This is a genomic window from Dermacoccus sp. BD5 (assembly GCF_044878485.1).
In the GTDB taxonomy this organism is placed as follows: Bacteria; Actinomycetota; Actinomycetes; order Actinomycetales; family Dermatophilaceae; genus Dermacoccus; species Dermacoccus nishinomiyaensis.
The window spans coordinates 39,870-54,240 of record NZ_JANJER010000004.1; the positions used below are offsets into that span (position 1 = coordinate 39,870).

General features: G+C 68.8%; 16 protein-coding genes and 1 tRNA gene. 4 read left to right on the forward strand and 13 right to left on the reverse strand.

The window, feature by feature from the left end:
• Positions 1-44 precede the first annotated feature (44 nt).
• On the forward strand, positions 45-1,037 hold the full coding sequence (locus NQ706_RS04595; protein ID WP_404360472.1) for an energy-coupling factor ABC transporter ATP-binding protein: 993 nt from the start codon (positions 45-47) through the stop codon (positions 1,035-1,037).
• Positions 1,038-1,332: 295 nt separating this feature from the next.
• Here NQ706_RS04595 and NQ706_RS04600 read toward each other — a convergent pair whose 3' ends face one another.
• Complete coding sequence (locus tag NQ706_RS04600) at positions 1,333-3,129, reverse strand: FUSC family protein (protein ID WP_038569674.1); 1,797 nt, start codon at positions 3,127-3,129, stop codon at positions 1,333-1,335.
• A 124-nt stretch (positions 3,130-3,253) separates the two neighbouring features.
• On the opposite strand from NQ706_RS04600, the gene NQ706_RS04605 reads away from it, so the two are divergent.
• Complete coding sequence (locus NQ706_RS04605; protein WP_143181311.1) at positions 3,254-3,664, forward strand: hypothetical protein; 411 nt, start codon at positions 3,254-3,256, stop codon at positions 3,662-3,664.
• 80 nt (positions 3,665-3,744) lie between these two features.
• On the opposite strand, the gene NQ706_RS04610 is transcribed toward NQ706_RS04605, so the two are convergent.
• The 4 genes from NQ706_RS04610 to NQ706_RS04625 all read right to left on the reverse strand — a co-directional run bounded on the left by NQ706_RS04610 (position 3,745) and on the right by NQ706_RS04625 (position 8,191).
• Positions 3,745-4,269 carry a PadR family transcriptional regulator gene (locus NQ706_RS04610; RefSeq protein WP_038569668.1) on the reverse strand — a complete coding sequence of 175 codons (525 nt, stop codon included), beginning with the start codon at positions 4,267-4,269 and terminating at the stop codon, positions 3,745-3,747.
• A gap of 115 nt (positions 4,270-4,384) precedes the next feature.
• The gene (locus NQ706_RS04615; protein WP_404360476.1) at positions 4,385-7,084 is read right to left on the reverse strand and encodes an FtsX-like permease family protein; all 2,700 of its coding nucleotides are present in this window, start codon (positions 7,082-7,084) and stop codon (positions 4,385-4,387) included.
• Between the two features lies 1 nt (position 7,085).
• The gene (locus NQ706_RS04620; protein ID WP_038569662.1) at positions 7,086-7,424 is read right to left on the reverse strand and encodes a hypothetical protein; all 339 of its coding nucleotides are present in this window, start codon (positions 7,422-7,424) and stop codon (positions 7,086-7,088) included.
• On the reverse strand, positions 7,421-8,191 hold the full coding sequence (locus NQ706_RS04625) for an ABC transporter ATP-binding protein (RefSeq protein ID WP_038569659.1): 771 nt from the start codon (positions 8,189-8,191) through the stop codon (positions 7,421-7,423). Before NQ706_RS04625 ends, NQ706_RS04620 begins: the two co-directional genes overlap by 4 nt.
• A 261-nt stretch (positions 8,192-8,452) precedes the next feature.
• Here NQ706_RS04625 and NQ706_RS04630 point away from each other — a divergent pair, with 261 nt between their 5' ends.
• Positions 8,453-8,656 carry a hypothetical protein gene (locus NQ706_RS04630; protein ID WP_006943496.1) on the forward strand — a complete coding sequence of 68 codons (204 nt, stop codon included), beginning with the start codon at positions 8,453-8,455 and terminating at the stop codon, positions 8,654-8,656.
• The gene (locus NQ706_RS04635) at positions 8,649-9,071 is read left to right on the forward strand and encodes a hypothetical protein (protein ID WP_143181554.1); all 423 of its coding nucleotides are present in this window, start codon (positions 8,649-8,651) and stop codon (positions 9,069-9,071) included. Before NQ706_RS04630 ends, NQ706_RS04635 begins: the two co-directional genes overlap by 8 nt.
• 53 nt (positions 9,072-9,124) lie before the next feature.
• On the opposite strand, the gene NQ706_RS04640 is transcribed toward NQ706_RS04635, so the two are convergent.
• From NQ706_RS04640 to NQ706_RS04675, 8 genes are all read right to left on the reverse strand, one after another.
• A complete protein-coding gene (locus NQ706_RS04640) occupies positions 9,125-9,469 on the reverse strand; it encodes a hypothetical protein (RefSeq protein ID WP_150112808.1) in 345 nt (114 codons plus the stop codon).
• Positions 9,470-9,471: 2 nt separating this feature from the next.
• Positions 9,472-10,083 carry a hypothetical protein gene (locus NQ706_RS04645; RefSeq protein WP_150112807.1) on the reverse strand — a complete coding sequence of 204 codons (612 nt, stop codon included), beginning with the start codon at positions 10,081-10,083 and terminating at the stop codon, positions 9,472-9,474.
• Between the two features lie 321 nt (positions 10,084-10,404).
• Positions 10,405-11,376 (reverse strand): NAD(P)H-quinone oxidoreductase, encoded by a 972-nt coding sequence (locus tag NQ706_RS04650; protein WP_038569653.1) that lies wholly within the window; start codon positions 11,374-11,376, stop codon positions 10,405-10,407.
• 9 nt (positions 11,377-11,385) lie between these two features.
• A complete protein-coding gene (locus tag NQ706_RS04655; protein WP_051806217.1) occupies positions 11,386-12,114 on the reverse strand; it encodes a molybdenum cofactor guanylyltransferase in 729 nt (242 codons plus the stop codon).
• 92 nt (positions 12,115-12,206) lie between these two features.
• Positions 12,207-12,770, reverse strand: a complete 564-nt coding sequence (locus tag NQ706_RS04660; RefSeq protein WP_038569651.1) for a TetR/AcrR family transcriptional regulator — start codon at positions 12,768-12,770, stop codon at positions 12,207-12,209.
• 608 nt (positions 12,771-13,378) lie between these two features.
• Positions 13,379-13,468 (reverse strand) — tRNA-Ser (locus NQ706_RS04665).
• Between the two features lie 54 nt (positions 13,469-13,522).
• Positions 13,523-14,038, reverse strand: a complete 516-nt coding sequence (locus NQ706_RS04670; protein ID WP_038569649.1) for a LytR C-terminal domain-containing protein — start codon at positions 14,036-14,038, stop codon at positions 13,523-13,525.
• The gene (locus NQ706_RS04675) at positions 14,035-14,328 is read right to left on the reverse strand and encodes a hypothetical protein (RefSeq protein ID WP_006945312.1); all 294 of its coding nucleotides are present in this window, start codon (positions 14,326-14,328) and stop codon (positions 14,035-14,037) included. The genes NQ706_RS04670 and NQ706_RS04675 overlap by 4 nt, the downstream gene beginning before the upstream one ends.
• Between the last annotated feature and the right edge of the window lie 43 nt (positions 14,329-14,371).

The following is a 14,371-nucleotide window of genomic DNA, read 5'->3' on the forward strand; positions in this document are numbered from 1 at the left end:
GGGAGGCAACTGGTACCCGTGGGTTGGGTGTCAGGGATCTGCGCGTGGGGTATCGCGGTCGGGATGCCGTACTCGACGGCGTCGACCTCGACGTGCAGCCGGGGCGGCGGCTCGCGTTCGTCGGCGCGAACGGCGCAGGCAAGACGACGCTGTTGCGCGCCGTGGCCGGGTCGGTTGCGGCGACGTCGGGGGACGTCGTCGTCGACGGGGTGGTGTTGCAGCGTTCGCGGCGCGGGCTGGAGCGTCATCGACAGCTCGTGCAGCTCGTGCTTCAGGATCCGGCGGATCAGTTGTTCTCGGCGGACGTCTTCGCGGACGTCTCGTTCGGCCCGACCAACCTCGGGCTGCCGCCCGACGAGGTGCGGCGACGCGTCGAGGAGACGCTCGACGTCCTCGGGATCAGCGACCTCGCGGATCGGCCGGTTCATCAACTGTCGTTCGGGCAGCAGAAACGCGTGGCCATCGCGGGTGCCGTCGCGATGCGCCCCGCGTACCTGCTGCTCGACGAGCCGACGGCCGGTCTCGACCCGGCCGGCGTCGAGGCGCTGCTCGCGAGCCTCACGTCGCTCGAGGAACGCGGTACGACGATCGCCCTGTCGACGCATGACCTCGCGTTCGCGTGGGAGTGGGCCGACGACGTCGCGCTGCTGCACGACGGGCACCTGCGTCAGGACGCCGCGCATCGTGTGCTCAGCGACGAGCCCGCCCTGCATGCCGCGGCGCTGCGCGCTCCCTGGCAGGCGCAGATGTTGGCGCGCGCAGGCGTGACGTGTGCCGGAGCGCAGACGTCGCGCGACGGGGGCGCCGACGGGGCCATCGACGGGGTCGCCGTCGAGGCCGTCAACGAGGTCGTTGGCGGCGACGCGGGGCCTGGTGACACCGCGGGCGACGCGGGGCCCGGCGACGCCGGCGGCGAAGGCCCAGGCGCTCGCCGGCGTCCTGTCATCGGGGCGATGCCGCGCACGATCGATGAGATATACGACGCTGTGGTCAGTGGCGTCTCACGCTCCAGTGACGGCACTGCGCAGGCGGAATGACAGCCCCGGCCGCTCATCGCAGGGGGGTGACAACAGGTGCCGCCGGCAGCTGGCAGCTGGCGGCCATCAGCCAGTGACCATCAGTCGGTAATCAGCGGTCGGTGGTCGGGGGTGGTCGGCGGTCGGTGGTCGGGGGTGGTCGGCGGTCGGCAGTTGGCGGGCTCGGCGGCTGGTGGATATGGCAGTCGGCGGGGGCCACGGTTGCTCTGCTCAACGCCGCGCAGGATGTTCTCACTCATGGCGTGGGTGGGTCGGGACGTGTGGGAGTGCCACCTCGGCGGTCGCGACGACACCGCTACGGGCGCGGCGCGGCGCCGTGCCCCCCGACGTCGAGTAGCTCGTCGACGCTCGCGGCGATGGTCGTCGCGTCGACGAGCTGCGTCGAGACGGGCGGCAGGTCGTGGATGAGGCGCGCGAGGCGTGACGCCATCGCGTTGGCGTCGAGGTGAGCGAGCGGATCGTGCGTCCAGCACGCCGCGAGGGTCACGTACGTGGCCGAACCGAGGCTCGCCTCGAGCTCGCTCCACGACCCGAGCACGCGCGGCAGGTCGCGCTGTGCGATCTGCAGGACGTGCGCGGCCTCGAGCTGCTCGAAGACGAGGTCGCGCCGCGCGCTGACGCCCCGCTCGGAGTTGTGCTCACCGTCGGCCAGGAGCAGCAGCACCCGCTCGAGGGCGCGCAGGGCGCGACGGAACTGACGACGCACGAGCAGCACGGGCAGACGACGCCCGAACGCCCACAGCACGAACAGGCAGATGACGCACGACAGGGCCGTCTCGAAGATGCGATCGAGCATCAACTCACCGATCGGCTTGTGCGCCGTGCCCGCCGACGCCACGAGCAGCGCCATCGGCGTGATGAACATCGAGCCCAGCGCATAGTTGCGCACGACCGTCCACTGCAGCAGGTACACGCACATCAGCGCGACGACGATGACCCACCAGCCGCTCGGATGCGTGAGGCTGACGAGGAAGAACAACCCCACCCCGACGACCGTGCCGACGAAGCGGTGCGCGGCGCGATGCGTCAGTGTCAACCGGTCGCCGCCGAGGGAGATGAGCAGCGCCGTCGTCATGACCGCCCAGTACGGATGCGTGACGCCGAGTGCGTATGCGAGCACGCACGTGAGCAGCACCGCGAGCGCTGCGCGCCGCGCGATCAGCGCAGGCAAGGACGAGCGCGACAACCCCCAGCGCAGCAGGTAGCGCCGCGGTGGGCGTCCGAGGTAGCGCGCCTGCGCCATGACGGGGACGGCGATCACGGCCCCGGGCAGTCGCGTGGCGGCGGTGCGTTGGACGACTTCGATGTGCAACCGGCGCAGGCGCTTCGTCAGCTCGCGCCAGTGCGGGTCGGGGTGACGGCGGCCCGTCGCCGCGCTCAACGCCCACGCCGCGGAGAAGATCGACGCGTACGCCGTGTCCCGCAGGCGGCCCGTCTCGACGAAATCGCCGTCCGGGTCTGACTCGAAGTACGCGTCACACGCCTCCTGCGCCTCGTCGACGGCTTGATCCTCCGGTTCGTGACGCTGCGGGTACTGCAGCGCGAGGCTCAGCACGCTCGACATCACGGCGCCACAGCCTGCTGCCAGCAGGAACCGGCTGCCGGGCACGCCGACCGTAGGCAGATACGTGCCGATGGCCGGGCCGATCGTCAGAAAGACAGGGCCAGGCGGGTCGCCGACGAGCGCGTGGTACAGAAGCACACTGACGCCGGCGATCGCCGTCAGCGCGACCGTCGTGAGCACCGCATGTCCTGCGACGCTCACCCCGATCGTCAACGCCGCGACGTACGCGAGCGTCATGCACGCGAGGATGGTGACGCGGTGACGCCACGTCCGCTTGACGCTGACGGTGCACAAGAACGTGCCCGTCAACCCGAGCAGACCGAGCTGTGGGCCGAGGACGAACGACAACGCCAGCACCGTCAGCGTCACGCACGTCGTGATGTGTGCCGCCGTCTTCCAGCGCCCCGGCGCGGGCTTGACCTCGACGAACGTCTGCAGCTCGTCCGCGAGGCGCGCCTTCGTCACCCCGCGACGACGGGCAGCGCGACGCACCTGCGGCGGCGCGAGCATCATCGTGAGGCGGGGCATGCCTCTATTGTGAACCTGGCCACCGACAACCCCGGAAACCTGGGCCTTTCGCCTCCACATGTACACGGGTGCTCGTCGCCGCGGCAGTGGCATGGCGTCGTGTGCATGAATTCAGGGACAGAACATGAGAGTCAAGGAACCCGCGGCAGCGGGCACGAAACCGCGCGCCTATGCGGTGCGTTGCCGGTGGCTGCCGTGGAGCCCCCGGGCTCACCGGTGGGCCGGGCAGCTCCTCAGTGCATCCCCCGGCGGTGATGACCTGATCTCGGCGGTGATCTTCGCCATCGTGCTCGTCCCGTTCATCGTCGTCCTGGTCTACCTCATCGGCGAGCTGGCTCTGCTGTTGCTCCTGGTTCCGCTGCTGGCATTGACCCGTTTCGTGTTTCGTCGCCCCTGGGCCGTCTGTGTGAGTCGACGTGGCCGGGTGCTTCACGAGGAGCGGTGCCCCACGTTCAGCGCCGCCCGAGCGCGTCGGGGCGACCTCGCACAGGCGGTGCGAACCGGCACCTGGCGCGAGCTACCGCGTCAGCACTGAGGCGCGCGCGACGAAGCACCTCGACGTCAACCCCGCGCCAGGCGCTCCCACCTCGCGATCCATGTGGACCGCGCACGACGTCAGCCGCGAGCCAGCCGTTCCTCGACGTAGTCGAGCCAGCGCAGCTCGGCCTCGTCGGCGAAGATGAGCGATTCGAGGACGAGCTCGTCGGGCGTCGGTGCGCTCGGCGCGCCCGGTGCGCGGCGCGGTTTCGACCGGTTGAGTTCGCGCAGGTGCCGCATCGTCGCGGTGCGTTGCGTCGAGACGAGCGCACGCACGTCCACCCCCGGCATCGTGACGGCGAGCGCCAACTTGATGGCGAGTTCGTTGCGTGGCGTCACGTCGCGCGGGACGGCCTGGGCCCACCACGAATCCACTTCGCCGCGCCCCGCCTCGGTGAGGCGATACGGGATGCGGCCCTCGTCGTCGGCCGCGCCCGCGCCCTCGACGAGACCGTCGCGTTCGAGGCGCCCGAGCGTCGTGTAGACCTGCCCGATGTTGAGCGGCCACTGGCCGCCCGTGCGCGCCTCGAACTCGGAGCGCAGCTGCGCGCCGTACATCTCCTGCGAGGCGAGCAACGCGAGCAGGCCGTTGCGAACGCTCACGTCAGCCCCCTTCGCGACGTCGCGGTGAACGATGAACGTTCAACGGTACGACGCGGGGCGCCCGCCCGCCGAACCCGGCGAACCCGTCGGACCCCGCGTGGATCGTGTACGACGCTCACCGCTCACGCCTCGTCAGCACCGGCTTGCGGCGTGCGAACAGCATCGACACGAGCGCTGCGACGAGTGGCACCGCGACGAGCATGATCGCGAGCGACCACCATGGGATCGCGTACGTGCCGCCGCTGAGCTGGTGCGTCCGCTCGTCCATCACGTGGTTCGTCGAGGCCCGCGCCAGGATGAGCCCCGGCGCGATGCCGACGGCGATGCCGATGAGCGCACCGATGACGCCGATCGCCGCCGCGTGCGCGCCGACGATGCGTCGCCGCATCCCCGTGGGCGCCCCGACGGTCGCGAGCGTCGCGGCGTCGGCCTGCGATTCGGCGTCGTTGAGCAGCGTCGACACGATCGTCGTGAGCAGGACGACGAACGCGAGCGCCGCCGTCATGATGCCGAGGATGACGAGGATCGGGCTCGAATAGCCCCGCTCCACCATCAACGGCATGTCGATCGGGGAGGCGGCCTTGAGCTGACCTTCGAGCTTCTTGCTCACCCCACCCTCGGGCGCGACGGTGATCGCCGCGAGATGGGCCGTCATGTGGTGCTTCGCCAGCGTTTCGCGGGTCGCGATGAGCGAGTTCGGCGTCGAACCTGCGAGCTTGAACGCGGCGTCGAACGACACGGGGCGTGCCGGCACCGTCAGGGGTGAGCAGGACGCGACGGTGGCCTCCGGCTGCTCGGCGTTCTTCCACTCCACCGCGGCCAGCGTGACCTCGCCGTCGTTGATCGTCGTGGCGCTCGACTCCGGCCCCCACGTTGCCGCGCCCAGGCTGCCGTTCGTCGACGGCCCGACGTGGAGGAACTCTCCTCGCTTCAGGGCGTCTCGCGTCGCGGCATCGAGGCCCATGAGCGTCATGCCGGCCTCGTCGACGCCGAGCACGCTGACGGCCGCGGCGGCGGCGTCCTGACCGGAGCCCTTCGCCGGGCACTTGCCCGCGAGGTAGCGGGGCATGAGATCTGTGGCGCCCACTGTCCACGCACCCGCGGCGCCGGGGACGATCTTGCGGGCCGCCGCGATGGCTGCGCTGTCGTCCGTCTCACTGGTCCGCGACCCGGGAGAGCTCGAGATGAACGCCGCCTCGCCCATCGGCATCGACGGGGTGTACCTCTTGGCGTGGTACGCGTCCTCGCTCGCGCCGTAGACGCTGACACCCGTGCACACGGCGACGGTGGCGAGCACCGCGCCGATCGACGCCGTCGCCCGCGTGCGCTGACGGCTGACCTCGCGCACCGCGATGCGCGGCGTCAGGGGCAGGCGGCCGGCGAGCTTGCCGGTCAGCATGAGCACGTACGGCACCGCGAGCACCGCGCCGCCGAAGAACAGCGGCACGCCGATGTACGCAAGGGCGGTCTGCCCCTCCTCACCCATCGACGACCCGTCGCCCCCTCGCTGCGTCGCAAAGAACAGGCACAGCGTGCCGGCCGCGACGGCGATGACGCCGATCGTCGGCAGTCGACGCTTGACGACACGCGCCGACACCTGCCCGCGCAGGGCCTGCAGAAGGTTGGTACGACCCGCAGCCCCCGCGGGCACCCACGCGGCGATGAGCGCGGCGAGCGTCGAGACGACGACGAGGCCGACGATCCAGCTGAATCGGATGTCGGTGGGCGCGTCGAGGGTCGTCACCTGCCGGCAGGCGATCTTCGCGGCGACGACGCCGAGCGCGGTGCCGAGGACGGCACTGACGAGCGCGGTCAGCGCACCGAGGATCATCGCGTTGGCCAGGACGATGCGGCGCAGGACGGCGCGGGTGCCGCCGTTCGCCGCGACGAGCCCGAGGCTGCGACGCTGACGCGTCGCGCCGGCCGCGAACGCCGGGCCGGCGAGCAGTGCCGTCACGGCGACGAAGGCCATCGTCGCGACGGCGATGGCGAAGGCCATGCTCGAATCGCCCGTCGTGTTCACGTCATAGGTGCTCGCCTGCGCGGACACGTTGTCGCGGGTCGTCAGGTCGAGGCCGAATCGGTGCCACTGCTCGACGTCAGCGGCCGAGAACGTGCGCGAGTCGTCGAGGAGGAACCCCGGTGACGAGCTCGGCTTGTACCCCGTCGGCACCGGCCCGACGGCGGCGACATCCGCGAACGGCGTCGTCACGGTACCGACGACGGTGAGGTTCACCGTCTTGCTGTCGGACGGGTTTCCGGAGTCAGAGCGCGCCTGCATCGGCCCGTCGGTCGGCAACCCCATCTTCTTGCCGTATTCGGTGACGGCGACCTCACCCGGCTTCGACGGCAGGCGCCCCGAGACGAGAGTGGCCTTGCGTGCGAGCAGGGGCGAGGTGGCGTCGGTCAGCATGACGGTGCCCCACGTCGACGTGAACCCACCCGACGTCGTCTCCTGCGTGGCGGCGAACACGAAACCTTCCTGGCGGGCCTCGAGCGCGGCAACGCCCGCCTGTTCGCTCACCTCCGCAGCCGTCGGAGGCTTCGATGTCGTGACGGCGCGTCCGGCCGCCGGCATCGGCGCGCCCGGTTTCTCGGCGGACACCGTGACGATGCCACCGAGCCCCTCCATGGCGCGGGCGCGTTCTTCGTCAGGGCTGATCTCGAACGTCGAGATGAAGGCGAGCATCGTCGCCAGCGCCATGACGGGCAGCAGGATGAGCAGCGCAGCGAGCGCCGAGCGGCCCTTGTAACGCATGATGTCGCGCCACGCGAGGCGCAGCGGCAGCCGCCATCCGGCGAAGGGGGAGGCCATCTCAACGACCCCCTGCGCGCGAGGCGTCCGACGCCGATGAGTTGCGCGACCCACGACTCGCAGGTGCGGCCAGGTGCGAGATCGCCGGACGCGACGCACGCGTCGCGCCGGCCGTCCGCACCGCCATGACGAGCGCAACGGCGATGATGCCGACGAGCAGGACGACGAGGGCCGGTGTCGACAGGAACACGCCCTCGAGCACCGGCCCGTGCGTCGCGTCGAGCCACGATTCGGCCGGTTTCGTCGTCACGTGCGACGGGGGCGAGCCCTGCACCCACGTGTGCACGCTGACGACGGCGAGCTCCTGCACCCGGGACAGGTGGTCGGACGCGGTGATCATGCCCGGCCCTGCGTCGTTGCTGCCGTCACACTCGTCGCACCGTGCGAGCGGGTGGCGGCGGTCTCTGCGAACGGCGCGGGTTCGTCGCCGACGATGCCGACGACGGCGCCGTCACGCAGGTTGACGATGCGGTCGGCCCACGACGCGTGCCGCGAGTCGTGCGTGACGAGCAGGACGGCGGCGCCCGCGTCGCAGCGCTGACGCAGCACCATGAGCACCTCCTCACCCGTGACTGAGTCGAGTGCGCCCGTCGGTTCGTCGGCGAGCACGACGCGGCGCTCGCCGACGAGGGACCGCGCGATCGCGACGCGCTGCTGCTGGCCGCCCGACATCTCCTCGGGGTAGCGGTCGGCGAGGTCGGCCAGGCCGACGGCGTCGAGCGCCTCGAGACCTGCGGCGCGGGCGGCGCGCAGGCCCTTGCCGTCGAGTTCGAGGGGGAGCGAGGCGTTCTCGACGGCCGTCAGCGCCGGGACGAGGTTGAGGTCCTGGAAGACGAACCCGACGCTGCGGCGGCGCAGGCTCGCCATCTCCTTCTGCCCGATGCCGACGATGCTCGTGCCGCCGATGCGCACGTCACCGCTCGTCGGCGCATCGAGGCCGCCCGCCATGTTGAGCAGCGTCGACTTGCCCGAACCGCTCGGACCCATCACGGCCACGAGTTCGCCCGGGTACAGCGCGAGGTCGACGTCGCGCAGGGCGTGCACGTCACCCGCGGGTGAGGGGTGCACCTTGCTCACGCCGTCGAGCTCGAGGGCTGGTTGCGTCATCGTTCATTTCCCTTCGTGAGGCCCGACGTGCGCCGCCGACGATGTGTCGACGGCGCACGTCACGCTCCCGTGCCCTTACCGCATACGCAGTATGCATACCCGGTATGCACATGTATACCGGGTATGTGGGTGCTGTGGGGGAATGACGCGCCGGTGGGTGTGTCGGGCGTGTCGGGTGAGGCGCGCCGCGCGGCATGTGCCGGGGGTGTCGTAGCACGTCGAGGCTTGGGGCCGGCGGGCGACGGGGCGTCGGGGTGCGCCATGACCGTGCCGCAGATGGTGCGAAACCACGCGCAGCGCGCCGAACGTCGCGCGCGTTTCGAGGCGGAAGCCCAGCTCGCTGAGCGTCTGAGCAAGGCCCGTACACCCCGCCAGAAGCGACGCGAGCTCGCCCGCGTGAATGGCGAGGCGAAGCGCGCACGCAGCGGCGATCAAGAAGGCGGCACAGTGGGCCGGCGTGAGTGATCGTCAGGCGCAGCGATGGGCCAAGACTGCCGATCGCGACGGCAACCCTATGCCGCTCGCGAAAGCCTCACCGGTCGTAGAGAAGCGCCGCACCGCCGTGCAGCGTGGCATGGGAGGTGCGCGGAAAGTCCAGGCGGACCGCATGGCAGCGATGCGCCATTTCACCATCCCAGGCACGGTGAAGGTCGAGATCGACACGGGCGGTAAAGCATCGTCGATCGAAGACCGTACGCACATCACGACGACCGTCCCTCTCGACGCGTCTGAGATGGAGACCGTGGCCGCGTGCATCGAAGCGCAGGAGTACGAGGAAGCCGCAGCGACCTTCAACGCCGCGCTGATCGATGCGTGGATGGGCGGCACGAGCCCGGTGAACATGAAGATCTTGCACTGGACCCCGGTTGAGCCGGAGTGAGAAAACAGTGGAGGGGTAAGGCAGAAAACCTGCCTTACCCCTCCACTGTTACGTCAGACCTCTAATTGGGTGAGATCATCGATCGGCAGGCGAATGAGGTTCAGAACTTCGGCTGAATACCCAGATTGTTTCATCGGGTCATCTTCAATCCAGGCGGTCGCTTCTTCTGATGTTGCATGGGCTGAAGCAATCGCTGGCGATTCGTTCAGGTCTCCAGCAGCCCAAATGTACAGATTATTCTCAATCCGATTATTCTCAATCCGAGCTGCACCGGCTAGGTCCAAGTCTTCCCATGAGACTCTTGTCTTAAGATTTTTGTTGCTGTCAAGGATCTTCAGAAGCTCGTCTTCCGACGTGAGTGCGACCTTGGCTGAGCCGTCTACGAAGACTGCGATCATGCCTACATCGTGCACTTCAGTTGAGCAACCTTCGTGTAGGACCGCGCGTAGTAGGTCTTGTTTTTCCAAACGATCGTACCGAGCGTGGAACCAATAAACGTGGCGTTCGTGGTCCCCTTGCAGGTCTTCACCACGTTCTTCTGCTCGAGCTTTGCGATATTGCGACCACCTGACATCGTTGTGCCGCCGGCCTTCTTCCACCACGCATACCACTTGTAGTGAATCTCTTCAGCGTGAGTGATAGACGTTACGGGCGTGGTGCATGTCGTGATAGGCTTATTACCCGCAGCCTTTTGGTCATATTCCTTCCGCAGGTAAACTGCACCGGGGTTTAGCGTGCAAGGCCCATAGTTGGGTGTTGCAAAACGTACCGATGCGCCCTTTCCACATTGGTAGTCATTGAGCTTTTTGATTGCTTCTTCCTGACTGCTCGCCTGGATGAAGGGCGTTGCCTTCGCCTCGCCACCCTTGAGGAACTGGTCAAGGCACTCTGCGTCGCTAGAGCGGTCGGTTGCGCTCTGAGCTGCGGGCACGGGCTTCTCAGCCGCCAGGGCTGTCGGCGTCACAAGAGACACGCCGAAGACGAGGGGCAGGCTTGTTGCTGCGATGCGCATACGGTTGACATGACAACCGCTCTCACTAGGTCAATTCTTCGGGCTTTCGCAGCATACCTAGGTCAGGGGCTGGGGAAGGGGGAAACGCGGCGGGGAGATTTGAAGGGGGGCCTTGAATCGACGGGTGACGGGGCGTCGGGTGTGGAGGTCAGCGAGGGGAGGAGGAAGGCGTCGACGCATGCCCCACGGGGTTCCGCATGCGCAGGTCAGGGCTGAAACCCTGTCATGCGGGATCGCAGCTCCCAGAGGTGCGCCGGGCCGGCGCACCCCGCACCCGGCCGCCCAGTCACTCCGCTTACCCCGTTGCAGAGCGTGCCGCGCTCAGAGCGTGAGCAGCACCTTGCCGATGTGCCCCGACGCGGCGAGTTCGCGGTGCGCGTCCGCTGCCTGCGCGAGCGGGTAGGTGGCGTGGACGATAGGCCGCACGGCGCCCGATTCGACGAGCGGCCACACCGTGTCGCGCACCTCGCACACGATCGCGGCCTTCTCCGCGAGCGGACGCGAACGCAGCGACGTCGCCGTCACCTGGGCGCGCTTGGCGAGCAGTTTCGCGAGGTCGAGCTCGGCCTTGGCCCCGCCCTGCATGCCGATGATGACGAGCCGGCCGTTGGGCGCGAGAGCGTCGATGTTGCGGCTCAGGTACTTGGCGCCCACGACATCGAGGATGACGTTGGCGCCACCCTCGGCCGCGACGGCGTCGACGAAGTCCTCCTCGCGGTAGTTGATGAGGGTCTGTGCGCCGAGCGCCTTGCATGCGGCGAGCTTTTCGGCCGAACCGGCGGTGACGGCGACGCGCGCGCCGAGCGCCGTCGCCAACTGGATCGCCATCGTGCCGATTCCGCTGCTGCCGCCGTGCACGAGCAGCAATTCACCGGGCTGCAGGTCAGCGGTGAAGACGACGTTGGACCACACCGTCGCGGCCACCTCCGGCAACGCGGCGGCCGTCACGAGATCGACGCCGCGCGGCACGGGCAGCACCTGGCCGACGCGGACGTTGACGTACTCGGCGTAGCCGCCGCCCGCAAGCAGCGCGCACACCTCGTCGCCGACGCGCCAGCCGACGACGTCGGGCCCGAGCGCGTCGATGGTGCCGGAGACCTCGAGGCCGAGGATGTCGGATTCTCCGGCAGGCGGCGGATAGTGCCCCTGACGCTGCAGCAGGTCCGCGCGGTTGACGCCCGCCGCGGCGACCTTGATGCGCACCGAGTCGCCCTCGGGCGCGGGCAGATCGGGCACCTCGGCGAGGGTCATGACGTTCTCGTCACCGAATTCGGACAGCATGATCGCCTTCATTCCTCGACCCTACGACGCGCCCCGCGCACGATGAAACGCCAGATCGTCGACGGTGTCGACGTCGCGGGCGTCGCCCGGGTCGACGGGGGTCTCAGCGAGAGCGAGGGATGCAAGCAACGCACGCATCGACGCGCCGGCAGGGTTCCCGATCGCCTCGCAGGCCGCGGCCAGGGCATCGGCGCGATACACCGCGAGAAGCGGCTGACGACGGCCATCGACGACGGCGACCGCTCCGTCGAGGCAGGACGTGCTGGTCGCCCGCATCGTCAACGCCGCGTCGAGGAGGCCGGGGAGGGCATGGCCGCCCCGGGGCGTGTCGCCGGCGACGAGGGCTATCCACTCGCCGGTGCTGACGTCGAGCGCCCGCACCAGGGCAGCGACCGGGCCGCCCAGGGGCGGATCCTCCTGCACCCAGGTGACCTGTTCGCGACTGATCGCGCGCGGCGGACCGACGACGATGACGGGCCATGATGTCGGAAGCGAGGCCAGCGTCGAATCGAGCACGCTTCGGGCGCCGAGCGATACGTCCAGCTTGTCGTCGTGAGCGCCGCCGAAGCGCCGCGACGTCCCGCCGGCGAGCACGACGGCCGTGACGGACAGGTTCAGATCGGGCCGTTCGTCGCCTGCGCTGCCCCTGCCCGCCCGCCGGCCTGCCGGTTCTGCGGCGGCGCCACTCAGCCGCGAATCGGTGCCGTCGGGTCGGGAGGCGTGCTCGTCGAAAGGCTCGTGCGAGGTCATGGGTCCATCGTCGTGGACGCGAGCGCGCGGTGGGTACGACGCGACGTCGTCGCGCCGTCGCAGGTGGGTGATCCCGGCGAGGAGGCGTCAGGTCAGCTGCGCGGCAGGCGACGCGCGCTGTCGACGAGCTGGCGGGCGCTCGCGTCGAAACCGTCGTAACCGCGAGCTGCGCGGGCCGTCATCGTCATGCCGATCATCGAGCTCGTGGGCAGGCTCGCGTACTCGCGCGCTGCGGCAGTGGTGACGCTGCAGTCGGTCAGGGCCTTCGCGAGGCCACCCTTGAACGCGTCGAACGCTGCACGGCAGTGTTCGAGCTGCGTAGGGTTCTCAGCAGCGACGGTGACCGCGCCGACGGCCGAGCCGGCCTCGAACTTCGTCTCGTCGAGGTAGGCGCGCAGGCGGCCGAGCAGTTCGCTGATGACCTGTTCAGGCGAACGACGTTCGACCGACGCCATGACGTCGAGCCACTGCTGGGCGTTGAGGTCGATGGCGGCGAGAACGAGTTCCTGCTTGCCGCCGGGGAAGTGGTGATAGATCGAGCCGCGCGGCGTCTGCGTCGCCTGCGTCACCTCTGCGAACGAGGTGGCCTGCAGGCCACGGCGGGCGAGCAGGTCGAGGGCACCGGAGATCATGCGATCTCTGACGGGCGACGGCATCGGAGCTCCTTCAGGCAGGTTCAGGGTTTGCAGAAACCCATGTTGCACAGGAGGGAACCCATGTTCGCTCCTTGAACACTTTATACACCGTCTGTGCTCTTTTTGTTCTGCGGGCGTGCTGCGCCTGGCACTGGCGGTCGATAACTAGGACGATGCAAACGGGCGAGGGTGAAGAGTTCACGCGTTCGTGTAGAGAATTTTACCCGTTCGGTGGGAGTGTGTGCTCCCCCACAGGTGTGGGTTGCGTGCTGCCTGGTTGTTCAGCGCTGCCATCGTAGCTGGACATGTGACCAAGTGTGGTGGAGTTGCTACAGCCGCAAGAATATTGCGTCGCAACTCCGGTCGATGATGCTGGCGGTGCGTCGTCTTGGGTACGGCAGGTGGTGGGTCGCAGGCGCGGCCGGTGTGGCGTCAGCGACGCGTCGAGGGTGGGTCAAGTGCGTGTCGCGTGTGCGTCATGTGGCGGGGGGACTCCGTCGGCGGGGCGGGAGCTTGCTGCGCTCGCTGCCGCCTGCCTCCTCCCAAATCCCTCGCGTTCATTCAGAGATGCGAAAGACCCCCTCCGGGGCGACTTCGTCGCTGATCCCGGAGGGGGTCTTCCGCATCTCTGGCGGTGGCGGTGGGATTTGAACCCACGGTGGAGTTACCCCCACACACGCTTTCGAGGCGTGCTCCTTAGGCCGCTCGGACACGCCACCGGTAAGAACATTACAACAGCGATGCGTCGGAGCAAAAACGAGATGAACGAACCGTCACTTGCACACCGGCGACGGCGACGGCGACGCAGGCGCCGCAGCGATCGTCGGGAACGACGAACCGACGACGACATCCACACTGTTGCCGTCACGCCCGTCCTGCACGAGCTTCGCGCCCGGCACCAACGTCGCGACATACCGCTTCGCCAGCGCCGCGCCGTCAGGGCCGAAACGCACCTCGCCGACACCGTCCTCGCTGTGCTGATACGGGTCGTTGCCGACGACACCCATCCTGAACCCGTGCGTGCGCAACGCCTCCGCAGCCGTTGCCGCCGCACCCTTCGACCCGCTGGCGTTGTAGACGTTGAGCGTGAAAGACGCGATCTCCGGCGGCGCCGAACTCACCGTCCCGTTCGGGCACGGGCCGCTCTGCTTGCTCGGCGACGAGATGAACGTCGCCGCGAACACGATCGCGCCGAGCACGAGCAGCGCGCAGAAGACGAGGATGGCGATGGAACGGCGCTCGCGACGCTTGCGCGCCCGAGCGAGGCCGTTGTCGCGGACATAACTCATAGGGACAAGACCCTTGCGTGGAAGGTGGCGCGCGACTGCAAGGCGGCCCGCAAGGCGCGATGCAGACCGTCCTCCAAGTACAACTCGTTCTCGTACGCGACGACATGCGCGAAGATGTCGCCGTAGAACGTCGAATCCTCCGACAATAGCGCCGACAGATCGAGCGTCGTACGAGTCGTCGTCAGATCCGCCAGACGCACCACCCGAGGCGTCACCGGCGACCAGTCCTTGGGCGTGACGAGGCCATGGTCGGGGTAGGGGCGCGAATCGCCCACGGCCTTGAAGATCACGGCCCTATTTTATGTGCCGACAGTGCTGGGCGCGCACGCGCCG